This is a genomic window from Streptomyces rhizosphaerihabitans (genome assembly GCF_025399795.1).
GTDB lineage: Bacteria > Actinomycetota > Actinomycetes > Streptomycetales > Streptomycetaceae > Streptomyces > Streptomyces rhizosphaerihabitans.
Genome location: NZ_JAODTZ010000038.1, coordinates 44575 through 67440 on the forward strand (window position 1 = coordinate 44575; position 22866 = coordinate 67440).

The 22866-nt window shown below is 70.1% G+C and carries 19 protein-coding genes and 1 pseudogene; 9 read left to right on the top strand and 11 right to left on the bottom strand.

Annotation, left to right across the window (positions count from 1 at the left end; genetic code table 11):
- The first annotated feature begins 301 nt into the window (after positions 1-301).
- Positions 302-1156: a PhzF family phenazine biosynthesis protein gene (locus N4G66_RS30715; RefSeq protein WP_261707559.1), complete on the top strand. Its 855-nt coding sequence runs from the start codon at positions 302-304 to the stop codon at positions 1154-1156.
- 302 nt (positions 1157-1458) lie between these two features.
- On the opposite strand, the gene N4G66_RS30720 is transcribed toward N4G66_RS30715, so the two are convergent.
- Both N4G66_RS30720 and N4G66_RS30725 read right to left on the bottom strand, forming a co-directional pair.
- The gene (locus N4G66_RS30720) at positions 1459-1839 is read right to left on the bottom strand and encodes a hypothetical protein (protein WP_261707517.1); all 381 of its coding nucleotides are present in this window, start codon (positions 1837-1839) and stop codon (positions 1459-1461) included.
- Positions 1840-2104: 265 nt separating this feature from the next.
- Positions 2105-2800: a TetR/AcrR family transcriptional regulator gene (locus tag N4G66_RS30725; protein ID WP_261707518.1), complete on the bottom strand. Its 696-nt coding sequence runs from the start codon at positions 2798-2800 to the stop codon at positions 2105-2107.
- A 172-nt stretch (positions 2801-2972) separates the two neighbouring features.
- Here N4G66_RS30725 and N4G66_RS30730 point away from each other — a divergent pair, with 172 nt between their 5' ends.
- Positions 2973-4103 (top strand): serine hydrolase domain-containing protein, encoded by a 1131-nt coding sequence (locus N4G66_RS30730; RefSeq protein ID WP_261707519.1) that lies wholly within the window; start codon positions 2973-2975, stop codon positions 4101-4103.
- Positions 4104-4297: 194 nt separating this feature from the next.
- Here N4G66_RS30730 and N4G66_RS30735 read toward each other — a convergent pair whose 3' ends face one another.
- From N4G66_RS30735 to N4G66_RS30750, 4 genes are all read right to left on the bottom strand, one after another.
- Positions 4298-4435 (bottom strand): hypothetical protein, encoded by a 138-nt coding sequence (locus N4G66_RS30735; protein ID WP_261707520.1) that lies wholly within the window; start codon positions 4433-4435, stop codon positions 4298-4300.
- On the bottom strand, positions 4410-5108 hold the full coding sequence (locus N4G66_RS30740; RefSeq protein ID WP_261707521.1) for an alpha/beta fold hydrolase: 699 nt from the start codon (positions 5106-5108) through the stop codon (positions 4410-4412). The genes N4G66_RS30735 and N4G66_RS30740 overlap by 26 nt, the downstream gene beginning before the upstream one ends.
- 112 nt (positions 5109-5220) lie before the next feature.
- A complete protein-coding gene (locus tag N4G66_RS30745; protein WP_261707522.1) occupies positions 5221-5730 on the bottom strand; it encodes an NUDIX hydrolase in 510 nt (169 codons plus the stop codon).
- Between the two features lie 166 nt (positions 5731-5896).
- Positions 5897-6628 (bottom strand): hypothetical protein, encoded by a 732-nt coding sequence (locus tag N4G66_RS30750; RefSeq protein ID WP_261707523.1) that lies wholly within the window; start codon positions 6626-6628, stop codon positions 5897-5899.
- An 85-nt stretch (positions 6629-6713) separates the two neighbouring features.
- On the opposite strand from N4G66_RS30750, the pseudogene N4G66_RS30755 reads away from it, so the two are divergent.
- From N4G66_RS30755 to N4G66_RS30770, 4 genes and pseudogenes are all read left to right on the top strand, one after another.
- Positions 6714-7000 (top strand): annotated as a pseudogene (locus tag N4G66_RS30755) (transposase); the annotation flags it as partial.
- A gap of 663 nt (positions 7001-7663) precedes the next feature.
- Complete coding sequence (locus tag N4G66_RS30760; RefSeq protein ID WP_261707524.1) at positions 7664-9625, top strand: ABC transporter ATP-binding protein; 1962 nt, start codon at positions 7664-7666, stop codon at positions 9623-9625.
- Positions 9626-10075: 450 nt separating this feature from the next.
- Complete coding sequence (locus N4G66_RS30765; RefSeq protein WP_261707525.1) at positions 10076-11578, top strand: FG-GAP repeat protein; 1503 nt, start codon at positions 10076-10078, stop codon at positions 11576-11578.
- A gap of 380 nt (positions 11579-11958) precedes the next feature.
- Positions 11959-12525 (top strand): AMIN-like domain-containing (lipo)protein, encoded by a 567-nt coding sequence (locus N4G66_RS30770; protein WP_261707526.1) that lies wholly within the window; start codon positions 11959-11961, stop codon positions 12523-12525.
- A gap of 886 nt (positions 12526-13411) precedes the next feature.
- On the opposite strand, the gene dacB is transcribed toward N4G66_RS30770, so the two are convergent.
- Positions 13412-14941 (bottom strand): D-alanyl-D-alanine carboxypeptidase/D-alanyl-D-alanine endopeptidase, encoded by a 1530-nt coding sequence (gene dacB, locus N4G66_RS30775; RefSeq protein ID WP_261707527.1) that lies wholly within the window; start codon positions 14939-14941, stop codon positions 13412-13414.
- A gap of 360 nt (positions 14942-15301) precedes the next feature.
- Positions 15302-15439: a hypothetical protein gene (locus tag N4G66_RS30780; protein ID WP_261707528.1), complete on the bottom strand. Its 138-nt coding sequence runs from the start codon at positions 15437-15439 to the stop codon at positions 15302-15304.
- Between the two features lie 27 nt (positions 15440-15466).
- Here N4G66_RS30780 and N4G66_RS30785 point away from each other — a divergent pair, with 27 nt between their 5' ends.
- The 3 genes from N4G66_RS30785 to N4G66_RS30795 all read left to right on the top strand — a co-directional run bounded on the left by N4G66_RS30785 (position 15467) and on the right by N4G66_RS30795 (position 17817).
- Entirely contained in the window at positions 15467-15853 is a 387-nt protein-coding gene (locus N4G66_RS30785; protein ID WP_261707529.1) for a hypothetical protein, read from the top strand.
- 291 nt (positions 15854-16144) lie between these two features.
- Positions 16145-17254: a phosphatidylinositol-specific phospholipase C domain-containing protein gene (locus N4G66_RS30790; protein WP_261707530.1), complete on the top strand. Its 1110-nt coding sequence runs from the start codon at positions 16145-16147 to the stop codon at positions 17252-17254.
- Positions 17255-17418: 164 nt separating this feature from the next.
- The gene (locus N4G66_RS30795) at positions 17419-17817 is read left to right on the top strand and encodes a hypothetical protein (RefSeq protein WP_261707531.1); all 399 of its coding nucleotides are present in this window, start codon (positions 17419-17421) and stop codon (positions 17815-17817) included.
- Here N4G66_RS30795 and N4G66_RS30800 read toward each other — a convergent pair.
- The 3 genes from N4G66_RS30800 to N4G66_RS30810 are packed head-to-tail and all read right to left on the bottom strand — an operon-like array spanning position 17798 to position 22799.
- A complete protein-coding gene (locus tag N4G66_RS30800; protein ID WP_261707532.1) occupies positions 17798-19441 on the bottom strand; it encodes a hypothetical protein in 1644 nt (547 codons plus the stop codon). The two genes, N4G66_RS30795 and N4G66_RS30800, sit on opposite strands and share 20 nt — an antisense overlap.
- Before the next feature lie 32 nt (positions 19442-19473).
- Positions 19474-21051, bottom strand: coding sequence for a serine/threonine-protein kinase (locus tag N4G66_RS30805; protein ID WP_261707533.1), 1578 nt, complete (start codon positions 21049-21051; stop codon positions 19474-19476).
- Positions 21048-22799 (bottom strand): FHA domain-containing protein, encoded by a 1752-nt coding sequence (locus N4G66_RS30810; protein ID WP_261707534.1) that lies wholly within the window; start codon positions 22797-22799, stop codon positions 21048-21050. The genes N4G66_RS30805 and N4G66_RS30810 overlap by 4 nt, the downstream gene beginning before the upstream one ends.
- Between the last annotated feature and the right edge of the window lie 67 nt (positions 22800-22866).

The following is a 22866-nucleotide window of genomic DNA, read 5'->3' on the forward strand; positions in this document are numbered from 1 at the left end:
CCCCGACCACTTGAGCCGGTCCGCCACGACTGCTTCACCCAATCGCACTTCGGCCGCTTCTCCGCCCTGACGCCCGACTTCCCCTGCAGGCAGGGTCTTTCACGCTGCGAGAGGGTGACACTATTGTTCAACTCCCGCAACTATCATGCGGTGCGACCAAGTCTCGGTGATCGACGCATCGCACTCGGATTCTCCCTCGGACCCACTGTCAACGGTGAATTGCCGGCACAGGGGTGAATCACCCATTCCCGTAGGGCTTTTGACACCCGAACGACAAGATGCCCATTTTGGAGATGTGACTGTGGAAGTTCTGCGCTATGCGGCGTTCACGACCGACCCTCAGGGTGGCAACCCTGCCGGAGTGGTGCTCGACGCCACGGGTGTGAGCGCCGACGAGATGGCAAGAATCGCCAAAGACGTCGGCTACTCCGAGACGGCCTTCCTCGTTCCCGGCGAAGGCGATGACATGTCCGTGCGTTACTTCAGTCCGACTGCCGAAGTGCCTTTCTGCGGTCACGCCACCATTGCCGCCGCAGTCGTCCACGCCCATCTGCATGGGGTCGGTGAGCTCACTTTCCACACGCGGGCCGGCCTCGTCCCCGTGCGGACCACAAGAGACAAGTCGGGCCGCATCACCGCGACTTTGACGAGCGTGCCACCCCGCACAGTCGCGATGTCGGACGAACAGCTCACCGCTCTGCTGAACGTACTGGGCTGGAAATTGCCCGACCTCGATCCCGCCCTGCCGCCCAGAGTCGCCTACGCCGGCGCCTGGCATCCTGTACTGGCCGCCGCGGACCGCGCCCGCCTGGCCGCTCTTGACTACGACATGCACGAACTGGCCGAGCTCATGGACCGGCACGGATGGGTGACCATCGACCTCGTCTGGCGAGAATCCCCGGAGGTCTTCCACTCACGCAACCCGTTCCCCACCGGGGGCGTGTTCGAGGATCCGGCCACCGGGGCCGCCGCCGCAGCACTCGGAGGCTATGTCAGAGAACTGGGCCTCGCTCCGCTACCCGCTCAGATCACGGTCCGCCAAGGAGACGACATGGGGCGACCCAGCACCATCACCGTCACCGTCCCGGAAGATCCAGAGACAGGCATCGCGATCACAGGGACGGCCGTAGCCATCGAGTCCTCATCAGCGCCCTAAGGACTGTCCACGGCGGTTGGTGACAGGGTGCGCTGCTGATCGGTCTTGAAGACGGGTGAGGGCCTTCTGGCCTGGTGTGGATCGCGACATCTGCACCAGCGACAGAAGGACCCTCGAACCACACCGCAGTGCAACCCTGGCTGAGACCGGCTGCCTGCGCCTGGCCCTCCACGTCGTCAAAGACGGCCGGCCGCGGCGCCGACCCGCCGAACGCTTCCAGGTCTGCCGCCTCGCTCGCACCCAGGCCCAGCAACAGCCCAAGGCCGTCACCTGACCGCGTCGGCGCCCACGCCGGAGCAGGATCACCGCTCCTGCTCGAGCCATTCCCGTACGGCGAGCGCACGCTTCATACGGGCCGCAATGGCAGACTTCGCTGTCGCGTCCAGTGTCTCCGGCAGCTCCTGGAAAGCGGCAGGCAGGACATCGAGCAGGCCCAACACCTCCTCGCCGGTCCGGACCATGAGCAACAGCTCGCACCGCCACTGTGGTGACAGTTCCGGTCGATGGCCGAGCCGATGCTCCATCGCCGGGAACAGATGGTGAACCGCCTCGGCCGCCGCGTGCTTCCGCAGCCAATCGGCCGGGAGGCGCTGGCTGAAGCCCAGACGCGCCGCTTCCTCCCCCAGCCGCACGAGCCGCGCTGTGTCGACGGCCCGGATCGTCCGCGGCAGCACTGCAGTCATGCCGCGATCATGCCACCACGAGACACCGGTGGGACCGCCTCGCACCGACAGCCGGAACCACTTCAAGGGTCTGGCACAAGTTCCGTGCGCTGGTCGCTGACGTGACGTCACTGGCATGTGGACAAGGCCGTGAAGTCAGGCGTACGGGTTGGTGGTCAACGGCCGGTCCGACCTGAGGAGATCTACGCCCCGCTCACCGCCTACCAGGCCATCCGCATCGCCGTCACCGACGCAACCACATGATCATTCGCGGTTGGTGCGTTGGTCACTTGAGGGTGCCATCGTCTACCGAGCCCGTCGGCCGGCTCGGGCGGATTTCGGCCTCGATGTGGGCGAGTTGGGCGGCGAGGATCTCTTCGAACGCGGCACGGCGATCCACCCCGAGGGGACGGATGTCACGGGCGAAGTGGGCCAGGGCCGGGAAGCGTTCGGGGTCGGCGCCCAGAACCGCCACGCGGAACAGCTCCATGCCCTGTTCGTACTCTTCGGGGGTGACGGTGCTGACCCCGGCCTCGGAGGCGATCAACGCCGCGACGAGGACCACGAGCCGGTGGTAGCGCGCCGGGATCTCCTCGTCGGGCAGCCCCGACGCGCGCAGGGCCTGCAGCACCTCTTCCATGACCAGCCGGGAACCGGTGCCGCTTGATGCGTAGCGTCCCCAGACCGCGGCGAGCTGCGGCTGCCGCCCGAACGCCTCTCTCACATGCAGGGCCAGGGACGTGATGCGCTGCTTCCAGTCGCCTTCGGGGCGGTAGCCGTCCATCGCGGCCAGAAGAATCCGGTCGGCGACCGCGCGCAGCAGTTCGGTCTTGCTACGGAAGTGCCGGTAGAGGCTGGAGGAATCGGTGCCAAGGGCCGCAGCCAGCTTGCGCACGCTGAACGAATCCGCGTCGCTCGTGCGCAGCAGTTCCGCCGCCGCGTCCAGGATCTCTTCGGTTGACCAACGCCTTCGGCCTGCCATCTTGCTCCTCTCGCCACATCTCAGCCTAGCCTATGCACTTGGCGTTGCACGCACCGCGTGCATAATGAGTGCATGAGCATGCCGGGCGGGCCGGCATGCCACTCGTGCCCTGTTGCCCGGGTCAGGCGACCGATGCGGAGCTCACCCCGGGGAACACGAAAGGACGCATGACGTGAAGAGCCCACTGGATTGCGCGGCACTGAACGCAGCCATCGAGAACGTCCACCGCGCCGGGATGCCGGGACTGTTCGCCGAGGTGCGAGACAGCGACCAGGTCTGGCGCGGCGCCGCCGGGGTCGCCGATGTTGTCACCGGCCGTCCCGTCACTGCCGACATGCGGCACCGCGTCGGCAGCATCACCAAGACCTTTACCGCCGCCGCAGTTCTGCAGCAGGTCGAGAGCGGTCGGATCGGCCTCGACGCACCGATCGGCCGGTACCTTCCGAAGCTGGTTCCCGGAGAACGCGGTGACGCGATCACGGTCCGGATGCTGCTCAACCACACGAGCGGCCTCGCCGAGTACCTCCCGTACGCCTACCCCTCCCTCAAGGCGTATCCCGCTCTCGCGGACACTGGACCCCAGAGCCTGGACGACCACCGGCTCACGCGGTTCGACCCTGCCGACCTGATCGAGATGGGGGTCACCGCACCTGCCGTCGGCACCCCGGGCGGTACTCCGGGCGGTACTCCGGGGGTGTACTCCAACACCAACTATCTGCTCCTCGCCCACCTTCTGGAACAGGTGACCGGCACTCCGGCCGAGCGGTACATCACCCGGAACGTCATCGAGCGCGCCGGGCTCCGGGACACCGAACTCCCCACCGGACCGTACGTCGACGGGCCGCACTCGCAGCTCTACGAGGCGTGGTTCGGCATGATCGACCCGCCGCGCGACTACAGCGTCTACGACATGTCATGGGTGGGGCCGTCCGCCTCGCTGATATCGACTGTCACGGACCTCAACCACTTCTTCGGCATGCTGCTGGCCGGCGAGATCGTCAGTCCGTCGTCGCTGGCGCAGATGCAACGCACCGTCCCGGTCGTCTCCCAGGAGGGCAGGACGATCGACTACGGCCTCGGCCTGCACCCGATGGAGGCTCCCGGTCAGGGCACCTTCTGGGGCCACGGCGGTACGGTCTGGGGTGGTGGAGCGCTGGCCATGACCCGTGCCGACGGCAAACGGCAGATGTCCGTCGCGGTGAACCTGCAGAGGTGGAACAGACTCGACTCCTCCGGCAGGCCGCAGCCCCATCCCATCGACGACGCGCTTGTGACTCTGTACCGCGTGGCGATGTACGGCTGACCCAGCAGGAAGTCGGTGAAGCCCAGTGGCTGACCGAGACCGTGGGCGATGGGTTGGTGGCACCGTTCAGTCCGTACCTGGACCGCAGCGCCCCGACCCCTCTCCCTCTGCTCACGTCCCCCTTGCTCACGTCCCCCTGCTCACGGCGAACCGATCAGCACCCTGGAAGCCGCCTGCTGAACCGTTGGCCGATCTCATTCCGCCTCGTCCTCGTCGAGATCGCCCGCACCCGTGTCGCGCGGCGGGCGCAGGCCGTCGTCGACCGGGTTGGAGGCACGGAAGCTGTGGCGGCCGAGCGCGTTGAGGTCAACGAGTAGGTGTTGCCCCTTCATCTCGCCTGTGCGCGGCGTTGGTAGCGAGCAGTTCCCGCAGCAGTTCAACGATGAGATCGGGCTGTCCCACGAACGGGGAGTGGCCCGTCTGCCACTCGCGCACGTCGGTGCAGCGCGAGGCCATCTTCCGTTGCAGGCCAGGGTCGATGGCCCGGTCCTGTGCACAGATGACGTAGGTGGAGGGCGTGCGCTTCCAGCTGTGGCACTCCGGGACTCCCCGTCCGCAGCCGGGGGCTTGGGCACGCAGTAGGTCAACCGCCCATGCGGCGAGAGGTTCGGGACAGTCGCCATAGAGAGTGGCAGCGGCCCGGTCGGCGTACAGGCTGGTCGAACCGTCGGGTTCAGGGCTGATTGCGTCCTGGAGCTGCGGGGACGTCCCGCCCAGACCGGCCGCGCTCTCGCCGACGTCCGGCACGAAGGCCGCCAGGTAGACCAGGTGGCTTGCTCCGCGGACCCCGGTGATCACCGACCCGCCGTAGGAGTGACCGAGCACGATCGGGGGCTCCGGTAGTGCGTCGACGGCAGCCTGAACCGCGGCTGTATCAGCGGGCAATGAGCCCCGGTGGAGCTCGGGAACGACAGCCTCGCTTCCCGCGGTCCGCAAACGCTCTGCCACCACGGCGAAGTGCTCGGGACGGTGATACAGGCCGTGAACGAGCACCACAGCGGGCAATTCACCCCTCCTCAGATCGGCGTCAGGCCAGTGATCTCAGGCCCGGACGACGGCCGGCCGTCACTGACGACCTTGATCCACTTTAGAGCACGCCGTAGCTTGAGTTTTGACGTCACGGTGGATCGTGGGAGGGACCGGAGCCCGACTCGCACGTGAGGCGCGCGAGGTAGGCGTCCAGGGATTGAACACGTCCTGGGAGGACTTCCCGGAGGTTCCACCAGCGGATGGCCGCGATCTCCTCGCTGGCCTGGAAGTCCCGAATGTCGGTGGTACGGCCTGCGAACAACGCCGCGTTCTCAGCTCGCCGGTCGGGTGCGAGTACAAAACCCGCGTAGCCGACGAACCGTAACGGCCCGTCAGGTATCTGGCCGCTCTCCTCCAGTAATTCGCGCGCGGCCGCCTGGCGAGGGGATTCGCCTTCCTCTATGCAGCCGCCGGGCAGTTCCCACGCCTGGCGGAATCGGTCGAAGACCACGAGGACACGGTCGGCGTGCCAGATGGCGACCAACGCCGCCGGCAGCGGCGCGTCACACGGTGGCGCGCCTTCGGTCCCGCGTGCGAAGGAGACCAGGTCATTGCCGCGGCCGTCGGCTGCGAGGGGCGGAACATGCGAGTGGGGCACCTCACTATGATTCCCGGTCCACCGCCGTAAAAGTCCGATCCGGCCATGACGGATGAACAACCGCGACGCGGGTGGGGCATCAGGCCCGGAATCCTCACCTGGTGCTCATGGGCAGGACGGACTTGCTCGCTGCAGCTCCCCATGAGGGAGTCCGCGACCTGGGGCACTAGCGATCTTCGCAGGCGCCGTAGCCGAGGGCGTCGGGGTCACGGGAGGGAAAGTCCGACTCCCCGTAGAAGCCGGTCTCCTCACGGCTCACAGACACGCCGCCCCTGTCCTGCCGGCCGATGCGGCGGGAGACGCCGCCGTCCCCGGCCGACTGGAAGACCTCCAGCTCGGCGCGGCCGTCGTGGTCGGTGTCGATGGCCCGTGCTTCGTACACGAACGACGATGACCTAATACGGATGGTGCCGGTCCGGTCGCTGCTCAGGTCGCGGGCGAGGGGCCCGTAGTGCACCTCGTGCACCACCATGTTGTCCTGCGGTGAGTCGCCATTGTTGCGCTGGCTGTAGAAGAAGGCCAGGTCGAGGTAACCGTCGCCGTCGAAGTCGCCGAAGGCTCCCCGCGTCTTCATGTCCTTCTTCGACGCGCCTCGCAGCTTCTGCCAGAACCCGCGGGCAGCGTCGACTTTGACAACGGTCCGGTGATCGTCCTTCTGGAAGACCACTGAGCTGGTGACCTCGTTGATCTCGTCCAGGTGCCCGTCCGCGTCCACGTCGGCCCGCAGGGTGAGGGTGAAGCCGTCGACGGCGCATATGGCCATGGGGGCGTGGTCGCCGGGTCGGGGTCCGGTGCCCAGCAGAAGCCACGTACCACCGGCGATCACGACGAGAGCGGTGGTGAGCCACTGGCGACGTGTACGCGGTCGCGGCAGCGACGAGAGCACACCCCGAGACATGGATTGCTTCGGAGCAGTGGAAGACGGCACGCCAACACCCTACTGATTAGGGCTGACACAGGTGAATCGGCCCCGATGACCGCGTCTGACACGGGAGTTGGGCCTTCGGTCCGGTGTCGGAACATCACCGTGCATCGTGCCGGACGAACTCTGGGACCACCTGGAGCCGCTCCTCCCGCGACACGAGCGGCGCTTCCGGCATCCGGGCCGCAAGCCGTTGCCGGACCGGGACGTGCTCCGTTCGGGATCCTGTACGTGCTGCACACCGGGATCCAGTGGGACTGCCTTCCGAAGGACTTGGGGTTCGGCTCGAGCATGACGCGCCGGCGGCGGCTGCGGGACCGGAACGCGGCCGGCGTCCGACAGCGGCTGCGCGCCCGCTGACATCGTCGAAGGTAGCCGTGGCGCCACGCCCGTCACCTCGGCGCGCGGCCCGGAACGAGTCCCGCCGAAGGGAGTCACCCCAAACCCACCCAGGTCCGCTGGTGGTGCGCGCACTGGTTGCGCGCGGCATCGACGGCCCTGGCCTCGTGGCGCACGGTGTCCGGGATCGCGGCTGCGAGCGCGCGGAGCGGCCTTGCGCGGCCAGCTCCGGTCGACTCCGACGGGAGGTCAGCGGCCTTGTCCGCGGCGCTCGTTGGGCGCTGGGCACGGCGGCCGCTGTGGTGGCGGACTTGCCGGGCTTGCTGTCGTGTCCTAGCTGCCTCGTCACGGCCTGCACGTGAAGGGCTCGGCCTGTCCCCGTTCACCCCGCGCGCGGTAGGGGCCCCCTACCGCGCGCCCCCTTCGCGCTGCTGCCCTTGAAGTCCGTCACTTCCAGGAAGGACGTGCGCTTCACATGGCCACGACACAGGACGACTGGAATTCCAGTTACGCCGATGGTCGCCGCTACAGCCGACTCAGTGGCAGTGAACGGTCCCTGCTCTCCGTCGGATCACCGCCCTGTTCAACGCGCACCCGGGGGCCCGCTGATCGGGCGCTGGAGCGGCCGGCGCGGGGAGGCATCCTGTGAAGAGGATTCTGGGTCGCATACGGATGGCCGAGCCGGAAGTCTCCGATGCGGAGCGGGAGTTGTTCGGCGGTCCGCTGCGCTACGACATGGGCTGGTCCGAACACGAGCGTGCACGACTCGACTTGACCATGATGTCCGCTCTGCGCTCCATGCCGACTCTGGTCGGTGCCACCTTGCGGATGGCGTGGAACGCGGACCGGCGAGCATTGTCGGCGGTCGTGATCAGCGAGATCGGGCAGGGCATCGCTGCTGCGGTAAGCCTGCTCGCGGTGAACGCCGTCATGCACGCTCTGCTGGGCTCGGGCACGCCGGTGGAGCGCTTGCACGCAGTCCTGCCCGGCCTGCTGGCCGCGGCCGGAATCGCGGTGGTCAACTCCGCTCTGGCCGGATGGTCCACCTCACGGGCAGGCCGCCTTGAGCCACTGGTCGAGCGGATCGCCACCACCCAGTACCTGACCGCGGCCACAGCGGTCGAGCTGGAGGCCATCGAGGACCCGGACTTCCGGCGGCTGATCGACGTCGCCCAGTACGGTGCCGTATCCGCTCGCCACATGATCGGTGCCTGCGTGGCCGCTATGAACGGCACCATCTCCCTGATCGCCACGGCCGGTGTCCTCACCGTCCTGCACCCGGCCCTGCTGCCGATGCTGATCCTGATCGCGGCACCGCGCGGCTGGGGCGCCATGCGGGTGGCGCAGGAGCGCTATGTGTCGGTGATGAGCTGGATCGAGCACGTACGGGCCAGTCGCCTCATCGGCAACCTGCTGACCGAGCGCACCGCCGCCCAGGAGGTGCGCATCCACGCCGTGGGCCCGTTCCTGCTCAGCCGGTATCGACGCATGGCCGAGAGTGCCGAGGCCGAGCAGGGGCGGCTGGCGTCCAGCAAGGCAGTGACCGAGTGGGTCGCCGCCGCGTTGTCGGGGCTCGCCCTGGCCGCCACGTACGGAACGATGTTCTGGCTGGTCATGAGTGGGCACATGGGCCTGGCGGTGGCAGGTACTGCGGTCATTGCCGTCCGTTCCGGCTCGGCGAGCCTGGGCGCGCTGGTGATGAACGTGAACCAGTTGCACGAGGAATCCCTCTACATCCGCGATCACTCCCGCTTTCTGGACGAGGCGGCCAAACGTGCCATCCCCTGCGGGGGCGATACCGTTCCGCCACAGGTCAAGCAAGTCGTCCTCGACCAGGTGACCTACCGCTATCCCGACCGCGAGACAGCTGCCCTGGACGAGGTTTCACTCACCCTGCCCATGGGCTCGGTCACGGCCGTGGTGGGCGAGAACGGCTCGGGCAAGAGCACCTTGATGAAGGTGCTGTCGGGCCTGCTGCTGCCGCAGAGCGGGAGCGTGCTGTGGGGCGATGCCGATGTGGCGTCCTTGGACCGCGCCCAAGTCTTCGACCGGGTCGCGCTGCTCACCCAGGATTTTCAACGCTGGCCCGTGACAGCCGCGTTGAACATTCGGATCGGCCGGCCCGCCCAGGAGGCCACAACTGGGGACCTGCAACCGTCCGTCGACTATGCGGGAGCCGACACGGTCATCGCGAAACTGCCGGACGGCTTGCAGAGCCTGCTGGCACGGATGTTCCGCGGAGCCAGCGAACTCTCGGGCGGGGAATGGCAGAAGGTCGGTCTGGCCCGCACCCACTGGCGCAGTGCCACATCCACGGCGGACAGTGTCCTCATCGTGGACGAGCCCACCTCCGCACTCGATCCGGAGGCCGAGATCGCCGCCTTCAACCGCATCCGCTGCCTCGCAGCCCCCAACAGGGCCGTTGTCCTGGTCACCCACCGCATGTCGGGCGTCCGTCATGCAGACCGCATCTACGTCCTGCACCAGGGCCGACTGGCCGAGCAGGGAAGCCACGACGAGTTGGTGGCAGCTCAGGGCCGCTACGCCGCGATGTTCGACGCCCAAGCCGCCCAGTACGCCCCTGCCCCTCCCCTTCCGCACCCGTCATCGCCCCCCGTCACAGATCCCACTTGAGCGAGGTGGGAAGCAGGAGCAACCGCAGCCGGCGGTACACGGAGGAGTTCGAACGGGACACGGCCGCTTTCCTGTGCTCCTCCGGACAGGCGGGTACGCCTACGACGGATGCCGTCCGCATCGGCAGGCCTGAATCCGTCAACTCTCCGGCGCGCTGACTACAACCCCGTATGAACTTGGGATGTCTTCTCAGTGAGTACAAGGGGGCGTTGCCCTCACCGCACTGCCCGACGGGGGAGGCCAGGCGTGACTCCTTGCGGTTCACGACGGGCGCGGTGGCGTTGTGGCCCTCCCCGACCACCTGCCACGCCCCTGCCCCCTCCCTGTCCCTGAAACGTGCCTCGCCGTCGGCCGGAGAACCGACCGCGCACCTGCGGCGCCCCGCGCACAGGGCGCCGCGACCGAGCAGGAACCCGCAGGCCAATCCAGAAAAGAAGGAGATTTTCTCCGGTGCGTCACATCAAAAGCGCGGCCCTGACGGCCGCCGCACTCCTCAGCCTCGGTGGCGGCACGATCGCCGCGGCCCCTGCGGCACAGGCCCCTGTGCCCTTTCCGTCCATCGGCTGGCAGCAGCACAACTGCGACTACGACGGCAACGGGTTCGACGACGTACTGATCGGCGCCCCGGGCGCCACGGTGAGCGGCGCCAAGGCCGCCGGCTACGTCACCGTGCAGTACAGCTCGTCAAGAGGTCTCAGCACGACCAGAAAGAGCGTCCTTCACCAGAACACCTCCGGCGTCCCGGGCGCCGCCGAGGCCGGCGACGGCTTCGGCAGCGCCGTGGCCTCGGGTGACCTGGACAACGACGGTTACGACGACGCGATCGTCGGCATCCCCGGCGAAGACCTGGCCGGACTGTCCGACGCGGGCGGTGCCGTCGTCTTCTGGGGCTCGCCGAGCGGGCTGCACGGGACCGACAGCACCTGGCTGCAGAACCCCGACCGGCTGCGGGCCGGCGCGAACTTCGGCCTGGCCATCGAAGCGGCCCGGTACTTCGCCCCGGACCCGGCGAACCCGGACGCCAACCCCCGCGACAGCATCGCCCTCCTGGAGAACGACACACTGCTGTTCTTCACCGCCGCACCGGAGGCGGCGGCACGGCAGATGAAGGCGGTGGACACGGGAGTCCGGGCCCGGGACGTGAGCCCGCTGGAGACCGGCTTCGCTTTCCGGAGCCTCAGCCACGGCAACTACAACGAGGACGGCTGGGCCGACCTGGCGATCTCCGGTGTGACCACCGGCGACCAGCCCGGCATCGGTGCCACCCAGGTGCTGTACGGCGCACCCAGCGTCGAGGCGCTGGGCGACGGCGGCACGTTCGAAGGTGGTCCCGCGATCGTCTCCGGCGACTTCAAACATGACGGCCAGGACGACCTGGTCATCGGCAACACGGGCGTCGGCTCACCCGTCGGTGGATCCGTCTCCCTCTACCTGGGCAAGGGCGATCTCTCCGGACTCGACCCGACCCCGGCACAGACGTGGACGCAGGACTCCCCGGGTGTCCCCGGCACAGCCGAGGCCGGTGACCGGTGGGGTGCCGAGCTGTCCGCCGGTGACACCGACGGCGACGGCCGCCCGGATCTCGCCATCGGGGCGCCCGGGGAGGACGTGGGTTCCGTGTCCGACGCGGGTGCGGTCTGGACGCTGCGCGGCGCACCGGACGGGCTGACGGCGACCGGGGCGCGCAGCTTCGACCAGAACTCCGCCGGCATTCCCGGCGTCGCGGAGGCCTCGGACCGGTGGGGTGGCCAGGTGCGGCTGATCGACGCCGACAAGGACGGTCTGTTCGGTCTGCTGGCGGCGGCGCCCGGTGAGAACACCAACGACGGCATCGTATGGGTCGTTCCCGGCTCGTCGTCGGGGCTGACCGCCAACGGTTCGTGGACCTACGACGGGGCGAGCCTCGGGGCATCGGTGGCCAATGCGCGGTTCGGTGCGGCGATCGACGAGTAGCGGAAGCCTGGAGCAGGGCTGGGGAGTTCACCGGCGTTCGTCACAACTCACGTGTTCTGTATGCCTCTTGGGAGGCGGTGGTGTGGCCTTCTGGCCGCCCGGTGTGGCGCTGTGTCCGTGGGGAATCGGGCACGGCGCCACAGCCGTCAGAGCGCCCTTCGGCACTGATGTCGACCCGCGGGGCCCCTTCGCTCACCAGGTTGCCTTCGCGGGGCAGCCGAAGTCGGCTGCCCGTGAGGGAGTCCGCGGGGCAAGCACCCGGACGTGACACCTCTACGAGCGCTCGGACCTCAGGTCAATTCCGGGGCGACCCGTACAACCAAACCCCTGACCGGCATGTCGTACATCACAGGTAAAAGAGCCGAAAACAAGGGGACCTGATGCGTACGAGACGATACGGGGCGGTGCTGGCCGCCCTCACGATGGCCAGTGTGGGCGTGGGAGTCGCAGCGCCGACGGCGGCGGGCGCGGCCACGACGGCTGTCGCATGCCCGACCGGCTGGGGCAGCCTTCCGAAAACCGCGGCGGACGCCGCCGACGGGTCCCTGACCGACATCAGGACGGGCGAGCACGACTGCTACGACCGCATGGTCTTCGACGTACCCACGGCGGGCACCGAGCCGATCGGGTACACCGTGCACTACGTCGACGCGTTCTACCAGGACCCGTCCGGCATACGCATCCCGATCTCCGGCGGGGCGATCATCGAGATCATCGTGTCCGCCCCCGCCTACGACCCGGAGACCCACTCCGAGACCTACCCCGGCCGGGGCGGGCGACCGCTTCCGGGCGTCGACCTGACCGGCTACCGAACCTTCCGGGACGCGAAGTTCGGGGCCAGCTTCGAGGGAGTAACGCAGGTGGGGCTCGGTGTGCGGGCCCGGCTGCCGTTCCGGGTGTCCCAGCTCTCCGACCGACTGGTGGTCGACGTCGCGCACACCTGGTGAGGCAGTCGCCGCCAGCCTTCGTGAACGTGCCCGCCCCGTACGAGTCGCTGCGCTCGTCCGGCTGACGGCACGGCGCCGGGTCAAACGTCCGATCGAGCCGACCGGTGTGACGACCCGGCTGCAGCCCGCCTGCGCTTCCACCTTTTCCGCGAGGCGCACGCGGTCGCCGCACGCCGTACCGAGGAGTCCCCGCACCACGTTCCCTCCGGACCGGGCGACGGGGTGGCGGGGTGGCGGGTCCGGGTACCAGGCTGACGGAGGACAACGGTGCCGCCGGCCGAACGGAGCGGGCGCCCCTTTGCGGACCCGCCCGATGGCCGGCCGGGGAAGACTTCGACCTCGGCCGGACTCGAACGGGACGGGCCTGTTTCCGTGTGGTCGTCCGGTGCCTGCGTCCTCCTTGCCATGGTCGCGGCAGAGTTCCAGGGCGCGTTCCGTCCAGGTGGTGACGGGGTGGCCGACGGACGGTGTGTGCAGACCGATCCCGCAGCGCGGCGGTGGAAGGATCCGCCTGCCGCCGACGGTGATGGGCGAAGGCACCTCCCCATCCCGGCTCGCGTCGACCGACCACAGGGAGAAGACCGGCTGGCCGCTGTACACCCCGCGCTACGACGGCACCTTCGTCGCCCGGCCGATCGGCTGCGCGAGACGCGGGCGCGGCTCCGGCGCGATGGAGCCCGGCGGCAGCATGGCGTGCGTTGGATCCCACGCTGCCGACGGGTTGACTCGCATTCAGGCCGTACTGCCCGGTGGGGGTCACCGCCCGCCGGCCGGGCACCGCACTGACCGCCAGAGTGTCCACAGGACAGGGGTCGCCTCACCTTCGAACCGGACCCCAGTACTCCGGTCGGTCGTGCGGCGGTCGCGCGGCGGTTTTGGCGGCGCGCTATTCGTGTGCCGAGGCCTGCTCCTGGAGGAGGGCGGTGATCTGGTTCACGTCGTTGAAGATGCCGATGAAGCTCTGGAGGTCCGGGGTGGAGGCGCCGTTGACGCCGACGAAGAAGGTCAGCAGACGGCCGTCGTCGGTCTGCAGATAGCCCGCCTCGTTCTGCGCCGTGGCCGCGAGCTCCTGGTTCAGCTCGTCGTCACCGATGATCGTGCCGGGCTTGGCGAAGACCTTGCCCTTGGCCGGGCAGTCGGTGGTGCAGGAGATGCCGTTCGAGCCGTCGACGCCGAGGATCGGGAGCAGACTCCGGAAGGCCTCGGCGTCGGGGGTGTGCAGCCAGTAGGTGAGGAGCTCGACGAGGCCGTTCGGGGTGACCCTCTCGGCCGGCACGCCGCCACGCCCGTCGGCGAGCTGGAACTGTTTCGGGTCGATCTGCGCGACGTTGGTGAGGAAGTCGTGCTCGATCGGGAACGCGTCGAAGCAGTTCTTGCTGCCGCGTGCGACGGCCATGTTGCACAGGGCCAGGTTGGCGCCGAGGTTGTGGCTGACCTTGAGGATCAGCTTGGCGTACTGGCTGTAGGGCGGGGAGACGTACGCGGCGACGCGGGGGGTGTTGCGGTAGGAGGTGGGCAGCTCCTTCTGCGGGTTGGGGCCGGTGGGCGGCGCGGTGACGGTGACGCCGGCACGGGCCAGGGCCTCGATCAGCGCCGTGCGGCCGAAGGCGTTGGGGTCCTGGATGTTGGAGACCCGCAGCAGCGGCTGTGAACCGGCGGCGATGGTACCGGAGAGGTGGATCTGGGTGCCGTCGGGCGAGGCGGTCACGTTGACGGAGGTGGTCCCGCCGCTGGAGACCGTCCGGACGGTGGAGGTGACGTGGTAGGGCGAGACCTGCGGGCGCCAGAACAGCTTTGCCGGCTTCCCCGGCGTGGTCGGGGTCGTGAGCAGGTCGATCAGGTTGTCGTTGAGGATCAGCGGGGTGGGCTGCGGGCTCAGCGCGGGAGGAGTGAACAGACGGGGGTCGATGATGACGTTGCCGTCGACCCTGGTGATGCCGGCGTCGCGGATCTGTCGGGCGATCTTGTTGATGCCGGCGAGCGGGTTCTCCGGGGTGAGGGTCGCGCCGGGGATTGCGGCCTCGGTGTGGTCGATGTCGGTGTAGTCGACCGACCCGTCGGGCTTGGTGCGCCCGCCCATGGTCAGGTCGCCCTGGGCGACCAGCGCCAGGTTCCCGTGCAGCGTCGACCCGGTGCGGGTGCCGGTCGCCATCACGGGGGTGGTGAAGCGGTGGTTCGGGCCGAGGGTGTGCCAGGCGGTCGAGATGGTGACCAGCTTGACCGTCGAGCCGGGGACGAAGAACTGGTTCGCGAACTGGGAGTGGATCACCCGGCCGCTCTCCGGATCCGTCTCCAGCACGCCCCACTGCGCGTGCTCGTAACCGGGCTTGTGCATGATCGCCTCGATGGCGGGCCCGAGGCCGTCCCCGTGCGCCGCCGCAGGGGGACCGGCGGCAGCCGCCCCCGCCAAAAGCACGAGTGTCGCACCAGCAGCAGCCCAGGTCCGGCGCCGGCCACAGATCATCGGTCTCATGCGTTCCGCCATTTCTGGAGTCGAAGAAGCCGAGTCGAAGAAGCCCGCATCGCACGGGGCCGACTCGCACGGGCCCTACTCGTCGGGGCGCTCCTGGCCGCATCGTAAGAACACGAACCGCGCACGTTCCGCTGCTCGGCGCCGTGCCGACAGCGTGTGGGACAACTTCATCCGGTCGGCCGATCGACGAAGCCGAGGACGCCGGAAGTCCGCACAAGGTGAGCCACTTGTCCGAACAGACCCGAAGGCTGTTGCAGAAGGCTGTGGGTGGGCGTGGCGCTGTGTCGTTGCCGCCGGTGCTGGTCACCGGCCCCGTCGAGGTCCTTCACCGTGTCGGTGCGAGTCGTCGCCGGGGTGGCACGGGCCGCGTTCGGCAGCGTCCGCCCACAGCATCAGGTCGACTTCCCAGCCGAGGGCGGCGATCAGGAACGCCGTGGTCATCACCGAGCCGTCGTTCTCGTCCCGGCCTTGAACGGACAGAGGGCGCCGCTGGGGGAAAACGAGCCGGTCCCACTGGTGCGGCCGCTGGCCGATCCGATCGGGTTCCTGTGCGAATCACGCAGAGTCAGGGGCGTCGCCCTCGTCCCGCCGGTGTCCCACCTGGTGGACATGGCGGTCTCGGTGTCGGTGACGTTCCATCAGGTCCAGTCCACCGCGAGCACCCGCAGGCCACGCCGGAAGGCCCCGGGAGTCGTCTCGGTGGCCATCGGCTTCGCGGTCGCGGCGAACAGCACCCGCAGCGGCTCGGACCCCGACCGCGCTGCCGGGGCCGAAACAGCGACGGCTTCGCCTGCAAGTCACCGGCATCGGACCAAGGCCTTCCACTTCGGTGGGACCGGTTCCGGTCACGCCTGATTCCCTCCGCCCGGTGCGCGGAGGCCGGCCGCGGCGCCGCCACGTTGCCCCGGCCACCTGCCGAACTCCCTTGTTCGGCCGCACTCGTCCGCATTTTCGTCGGCGGTGTCCGCTGCGGACCGACCACGTACAGAAGAAAACGAATGCTCAGCGGCCTGCGGACGGCCGGAAAGATCGGCCGGAATCGTAGCTGACAGCAGGATTCTAGATCGCGTTACGTGTCATGTCTCCGTCGATTCATGCCTAGCCGTCACCGTCCAGACGGAGAGTCACCCCCACGATGGAGGAACCGTGACCGGTTCGATGAGCCGCCGTAGATTTTCCCTCCGCCCGCTCGCGGCACCGCGTACCGCGCTGCTCGGCATGCTGAGTCTGTTCCTGGCGTTGGGCGCCGCCGGAGCCGGAGGCGCCACCGCCTCCGCCACCGCCGTCGACACGAACTCGCTGCAGCTGTCCGGCACCACCACGTCAGGAATCCACAACACCTACGACCCCAGCGCGTTCACCTACCTCGCGCAGAGCCTCGACACCGGCACCTCGATGATCGAGCTGGACGTCTGGGACGACTTCTTCACCCAGGAGTGGAAAGTCAGCCACAGCAGCCTGACCAGCAACAGCAACAACTGCGTCAACGCCTCCTCGGCCGCCGACCTGTACACCGGCAGCGCCAACAAGGATCTGGAGAGCTGTCTGGACGACGTCCGGGTGTGGCTCGGCGCGCACCCCGGCCACGGGCCGCTGATCATCAAGCTGGAGATGAAGGCCGGCTTCCAGGCCAGCCTCGGGATGAGCCCGGCCAAGCTGGACCAGTCGATCACCGCGCACCTGGGGAGCCTGGTCTACAAGCCGAACGACCTGCTGAACAAGCCCGGCGGTGGTCAGTACGCAACCCTGGACGACGCGGCCAAGGCCGGCAACTGGCCGACCCGGGCGCAGTTGGCGGGCAAGGTGCTGCTGGAGGTCATCCCCGGCACGGTCGAGGAGAACAACCCGACCGACACCCTGTGGACGGACAGGGAGTACGCGACCTACCTGCGCAACCTGCACACCGCGGGCACCACCGCGCAGGCGAACATCTTCCCCTCGGTGCACAACGCCGCGTCGGGCGACCCGCGCACCCGCTACTCCGACACGACGCTGCGGCCCTGGTTCGTGGCGTTCGACGGTGACGCGGCCGCATTCGTCAACAACGGCATCGACACGAGTTGGTACGACGTCAACCACTACCTTCTGTTCATGACGGACTCGCAGAATGTGTCGCCGGCTCTCGACGACGTCAGCCCGTCCTCGGCCGACGCGTCTGCACGGGTCGCGCTGCTGGCCAAGGCGCATGCCACGGTCGCGTCGAACGACTGGCGGGGCCTGCCGGACGTGCAGTCGCTGGTCCTGCCACGCGGCTGATCCACGGCTGATCCACGGTTCTGGTGCTGATCTGCCGCTGCGTCGCTCCACCACTCAACCCGCCGGGTGCCCCGGTCGGTCGGAAACACCGATCTGGGCACCCGGCGTCGCGCTCGATGGGGTCGCGCGTGACGGGCGGCGGACCTCGCGGCCTCTGTGCGGCGGTGGTCCGGCCCCGCGCCGGGCGGGCGCTGGACTCGGGGCGACTCACGGCCCGCGGCGGCCTGGGGTGCGGGCTGCTCCTCGCCGCGGCGGGACCGGCCTGCGCAATGCTGCCCGGCTTGGCCGGTGTCCTGCTCGCCACCACCCTGATCGGCATCGGCACGGGCCCGATCACACCGCTGGGCTTCGCCGCCCTGGCGTCCGCGACTCCGGAGGAGCGGCTCGGGCAGAGCATGGGCGCGGCCGGGCTGGGGCGCGAACTCGGCTACGCGGGCGGTCCGTTGCTGGTCCACCCGGTCGCGGCGACAGTGACGTACGGTTTCGCGGCGCTCGCGATGCTGCTCGCCGCCGGTCCGTCTGTCGCGCCGGTGGCCGGGTCCGTCAGGAGCAGGCGTAGCTGAAGGTCGCTTCCGCCTCGGGCGACTTGCGCTGGTGCGCTATCCGCAGGCGGGCGGTTCCTTGGAAGCTCCCGGGGCCGCGGACCGTCCAGCGGAGGTGCACGGTGACCCTGTGGTCGCCCCGCTGGGCCATATGGACCAGCTCGCCGGAGTCGTGGCCGTCGCTGCGCAGCCAGTGGTACATCACCGGGCCGCCGCGGCCGTCGGTGGTCACGACGCCGACCAGATCGGCGGTCTGTCCGCAGTGCAACCGCCCGGCGGGCGCCCGGACTTCGACGGCCGTGACCGTCGGGGCGGGGGACGGGCGCAGCAGCAGCCAGAGGAGGACGGCCGCGGCGGTCAGGAAGGCGGTCGTGGCGATCCAGGCCCGCCGTCTTCGACGGTGGGGGCGGCTGTCAGACGGTACGGGTGCGGTGCGCCACTGGGCGCGGAGGACGTCCTGGGCCTCGACGGGGATGCCGGGGCCGAAGCGCAGGAGGATCTCGCCGTCGTCTTCCCCTGTCGGGGGTGGCGTCGTTGCCTCGGTGGGTGTCGCTGTCGGGGGTCCGGCGGGGGTGCGGTTGCGTTTGCCGAGGAGGGTGGCCTGGTCGTCCGAGGGTGCGGAGTGGGGCTGGCGCGGGGCGGAGCGGGTGCGGCTGGGCATGGTGAGCTGCCCGTCCGGCACGACGTGCCTGGGCCTGTCCAGTTCCAGGACCACGTCCCCGGGGCCCGTGCCCTCGGAACCCACGTCCCCGACACCCGCGCCCTCGGAATCTGCGGCTTCAAAACCGGCGGCTTCAAAACCGGCGGTCTCGGAACCAGCGGCCTCGGAACCGGCGGCTTCGCAGTCCCCCTCCCGGGGGCCCACGCGCCGGGCGTCCGCCCCCGTCTCGTCCGCCGTCGGTGCCGTGGTGATCTCCGGGGTCGCCGCGGCCACCGCCGCGCGGAGTTCCGTACGCCGCAGGAAACCCGCCGGGAGCGCCGCGCGCCCGGCGACCAGTGCCGCTCGGGCCGCCGCGAGCCCCTCGGAACCGGCGATGGCGGAAGAGCGAGCGAACAGGGCTGCCGCGGGGGTGCCGGTGGCCACCCAGGCCTCGCCGAGGGTGCGGGACAGGCCGGCCCAGGCGGCGATGTCGGCCTCGCGGCGCCCGGAGTCCGGCGCGTCGCCCAGCACCGTGCCCAGCGCGGCCTCGGCGAGCAGGGCGACGCCGTCCGGGGCGAGGACGACGGTGTCCGCGTCCAGCGCCCCGTGGGCGAGGCCTGCCGCATGCAGGGCGAGCAGGCTCTGCGCGGTCTCGTTCAGGACACTGGCCGCGCTGCCCGCGTCGGGGCCCGTACCCCCGCGGACGAGCAGGTCCGTAACGGTGGGAGCCGGTGGCCGGGCGGTGATCAGCCACACCTCCCCGGCCTCCGCGACGAGGTCCACCGTGCCGAGCACCCCGGGCAGCCGCAGCTTCGCGACGGCGAGCACGGCCGCCGCGAGCCGCTCGCGCGCACCCTCCGGCGCGAGCAGGGCACGGTCGATGCGCAGCGCGCCGAGCACGGACTCGCCGGACCGGCCCGGGAGCAGCGCGTGCCAGGTGCCGTGGCGTGCGTCCCGCGTCCAGCCCGACAGGGGGCGCCCGGCGACCGTGGTGGTTGTCGTCATGTCGATCCGTTCTCGCCGTCGCTCGTCACCGCTCAGCACGGCGGAGCGTCCAGGGAGGCCGTCCGCGGTCCGTTCGCGGCGGCCGGAGTGCTGGTGAGCGTGACCATCCAGGTGCCCCGGCACGGGTGGTTGGAGAAGTCCGCCTCGAAGGTCACGGGGTAGTGCGTGCCGCCGGACAGCTCCATGGTCCGGTTTCCATAGGGATCGGCGGGCGTGTCGACGTAGTAGTCCGCCGTGACGGTCAGGGGCCCGGTCCCGGTGGTGTCGACGGTGACATCGGCGATCAGCGTCCCCGGGGTCTGCCCCCGCCGCCAGGAACCGATGGTGATCGTGACCGTGCCGGGCGTGGGCGCGGCCGGGGGCACGGTCGTCGGTGCGGGCGGCTCCGCCGGCGGGGCCGTACCCACGGAGGTCGTGGGCGGGGCCGACGGGCTCTCCGGCGTGGCCGAAGGGGTGACCGAGGGCGTGACGTCGGCCGTGGCCGGGACGGCAGTCGGAGAATCGGAGGACGAAGAGGCGGGTGGCATCGGCGAGTTGGTCCCCGATGGCACCGAACTGGCCACCGTCGTCGCCGTGTCGCGCGGACGGGCCGCCACGGACGTCACCCCGCCCGCCACGACCGCCAGCGCGGCCGCCCCGGCGGCGGCCTTCCATCCGCTGCGCTTCACCCGTCCCAGCAGGGTCAGAGCGCGGGCCGGCGCGTCGAGCGTCGCCGTCGCGGTGAACGGGAACAACAGGGCCAACAGCGCGGTGAGTTCGGCGAGTCTGCGGCGGCCACGCTCCTCCCAGTCTGCGCCGTACCCGTCGGTGGCGGACCGTTCCAGGTCGGCGAGGAAAGCCTCGATGCCCGGCCGGTCCGCCGGGTCCTTGGCCAGTCCCCTGCGCAGCAGCCCGCGCACCGGGTCGGGTACGTCGTCCAGGGGGACGGGAGCCCGCAGGTGCTGCAGGCGCAACGCGGTCACGTCGTCGCCGGTGAACGGGCGGCGCCCGGTCAGGCACTCGTGGAACACGACCGCCGCCGCGTACACGTCGCCCGCCGGTCCCGCCGGTTCGCCCCGCCACTGCTCGGGCGCCATGTAGGCGGGTGTGCCGGCGGCCTCGGTCTCGCGTCCGGTGCGTACGGCGATGCCGAAGTCGGCGAGCGCGCTCGTGCCGTCGGCGCGGACCAGCACGTTCTCCGGCTTGTAGTCGCGGTGCACGACCCCGGCCGCGTGGGCCGCTCCGAGGCCCAGCAGCGAGCCCTTGAGCAGGACCAGGGCGGCCTCGGGGCCGGTCGCCCCGTGTCGGCGCAACAGCCGGCGGAGGCTGACTCCGTCCACCGCCTCCATCACGATGGCGGCACCGCCGCGCGCCTCGACGTACTCGTACAGCCGCACCACGCACGGGTGTTGCAGCCCGCCCAGCAGCCGGGCCTCCGCGCGGAAACGGGTGAGGAACTCCCGGTCGCCGCGCAGGCGCCCGCTCAGGTACTTAATCGCGACGGGCACGCCGGTCGTGGTGTGCCGCGCCAGTACGACCCGTCCCCCCGCACCCTCGCCGAGAATGCGTACGGGTTCGTAGCCGGGGACGGCCCAGTCGCCGCCCTCGGTCCTTCCCGGACCCTGCGTCATGCCGCCCCCTCCACGGCCGCGCCCACCGCCGGCGCCGCACCCTTCGTCTCACGGCGGCGGCGTACACGGCGCGTCAGCCACCGCACCGGCGCGGACCAGACGGGGAAGGCCACCAGGGCGACCACTACCGCCTCGATCACCGTGGTCCACGGCGGGGACAGCCACCCGTCCAGCAGGTCGCCGATCCGGGAGCGCCAGGCGAGCAGGGCGAGCACGAGGAAGCCGTACGTGCCGACGACGACCGCGAGCCCGTACGCGGCCATGCCCGCCTGCCGTGGGCCGGGCCGGCTGCCCGCGCGCAGGTCCTGCCAGAGCCCCTTGCGGAAGTACGCGCTTGCCTCCTCGCGCAGCCGCGGCACGCGCAGCGCGTCGGTCAGGGCCTGGTAACCGTCCAGCGGCATCAGGGGGTTGAAGTTGTAGAGCGTGTTCAGGTAGAGGCCGAAGGCCAGGTGGAAGAGGACTGCCGAGGCTGCTCCGGCGGGCAGGAAGGCCGCGCCTGCCGCGCACCAGCCGGCCAGCGCCGCCGTCGACAGCGGCCCGGACAGCGCGACGACGACGCGTGACCAGCGGGTGCCGAACCACATGTCGCTGGTGTCCACGAACGCGAACGGCATGCCCATCATGAGCAGGAACCCGCCGCGCCTGACCTTGCGGCCGTACGACTTCACGGCCAGCGCGTGCGTCAGCTCGTGGACGACCAGGGCGGACACGTATCCGACGGCGAGGAGCACCGGGCCCCAGACGCCCGCCCCGCCGAAGTCCAGCAGGTGCTGCCGGCTCTGCGCGGCGAAGAACGCGGCGAGGCCGCCGATCACCGACAGCCAGACCAGGGTCACACCGGCCCGGGTGAAGAACCGCCAGCCGAAGGCCTGGTAGAGGCGGGTGACGGTCCAGTCTACGCCGGGGACTGATATCTCCAGTTTCAGCAGTGCCTGGTACACCGCCCGTCCCGCACGGCGCCAGCCGGTCCGTTCCGTCTCCTCGGTGCGGCCGGGCAGGCCGCGCAGCAGTCCCGCGTTCGCGAACGCGGCGAGCGCCGCCTCGATGCGCGGGAGGGCGAGCTCGCCGAAGCGGTCGGCATACGTGAACAGCAGGTCCCGTACGGTGTTCTCGCCGTCGACGGCGTGCCAGAGGAAGACCTCGCGCTCGTCCAGCTCCAGATACACACCGGTGCGGGTGTTGTTCAGGACCCAGCGGGTTTCGCCGCGGTCGGTGGGCACCTGCTTGAGCGCCCAGCCGGAGCGGCGGCGGGGACGTGCGGTGAGCGGGCCGTTCGCCTCCGGTGCCGCCTCCTGCACTGCGGTGGGGAGTTGGGTGAGCTGGGTGCCGACGACCTGGGTGCGCTGGCCGATGTGGGCGTCGCGGGGCTGTTCGAACACCAGGCGTACGTCGCCGACGGACAACTCGGTGCCGTCGGCGAGGTGGGCGGCGCCGCCGTGCAGGTCGGCGCCTGCGACGGCCGTGCCGTTGAACGAGTCCAGGTCCTCTATTCGGAAGCCCGACTCCGTGCGGACGATCCGGGCGTGGCGGCGCGACACGCTGGCGTCGGGCAGGACGACGTCGCTGTCCGCGCCCCGGCCCAGTGTGGTGACCGGGCCGGTGAGCGGGACGAGCAGCGTGGGGTCGTCGACGCCACGCAGGTGCGGCGCGGCGTACGACGTCGGTGCCGCGCCGCGGCGGAGCGTGCCGCAGTACAGGCAGTACGGGAAGTCGCGCCGCACGTGGATGCGGCAGGCGTGGCAGAGCATGCGTCGGCTCAGCCCGCGCCGGAGCCGCTGAGAGTCGTTCCGCCGGAGAAGCCGCCGTCGGTGGCGG

Bases quoted from the DNA above. Each gene is read 5' to 3' on its own strand.
- N4G66_RS30720 (WP_261707517.1), bottom strand. From the start codon at position 1,839: ATGACTGCAGTGCTGCCGCGGACGATCCGGGCCGTCGACACAGCGCGG.
- N4G66_RS30725 (WP_261707518.1), bottom strand. From the start codon at position 2,800: ATGGCAGGCCGAAGGCGTTGGTCAACCGAAGAGATCCTGGACGCGGCG.
- N4G66_RS30735 (WP_261707520.1), bottom strand. From the start codon at position 4,435: ATGAAGGGGCAACACCTACTCGTTGACCTCAACGCGCTCGGCCGCCAC.
- N4G66_RS30750 (WP_261707523.1), bottom strand. From the start codon at position 6,628: ATGTCTCGGGGTGTGCTCTCGTCGCTGCCGCGACCGCGTACACGTCGC.
- N4G66_RS30760 (WP_261707524.1), top strand. From the start codon at position 7,664: ATGGCCGAGCCGGAAGTCTCCGATGCGGAGCGGGAGTTGTTCGGCGGT.
- N4G66_RS30770 (WP_261707526.1), top strand. From the start codon at position 11,959: ATGCGTACGAGACGATACGGGGCGGTGCTGGCCGCCCTCACGATGGCC.
- N4G66_RS30780 (WP_261707528.1), bottom strand. From the start codon at position 15,439: ATGACCACGGCGTTCCTGATCGCCGCCCTCGGCTGGGAAGTCGACCTG.
- N4G66_RS30800 (WP_261707532.1), bottom strand. From the start codon at position 19,441: ATGACGACAACCACCACGGTCGCCGGGCGCCCCCTGTCGGGCTGGACG.
- N4G66_RS30805 (WP_261707533.1), bottom strand. From the start codon at position 21,051: ATGACGCAGGGTCCGGGAAGGACCGAGGGCGGCGACTGGGCCGTCCCC.
- N4G66_RS30810 (WP_261707534.1), bottom strand. From the start codon at position 22,799: ATGCTCTGCCACGCCTGCCGCATCCACGTGCGGCGCGACTTCCCGTAC.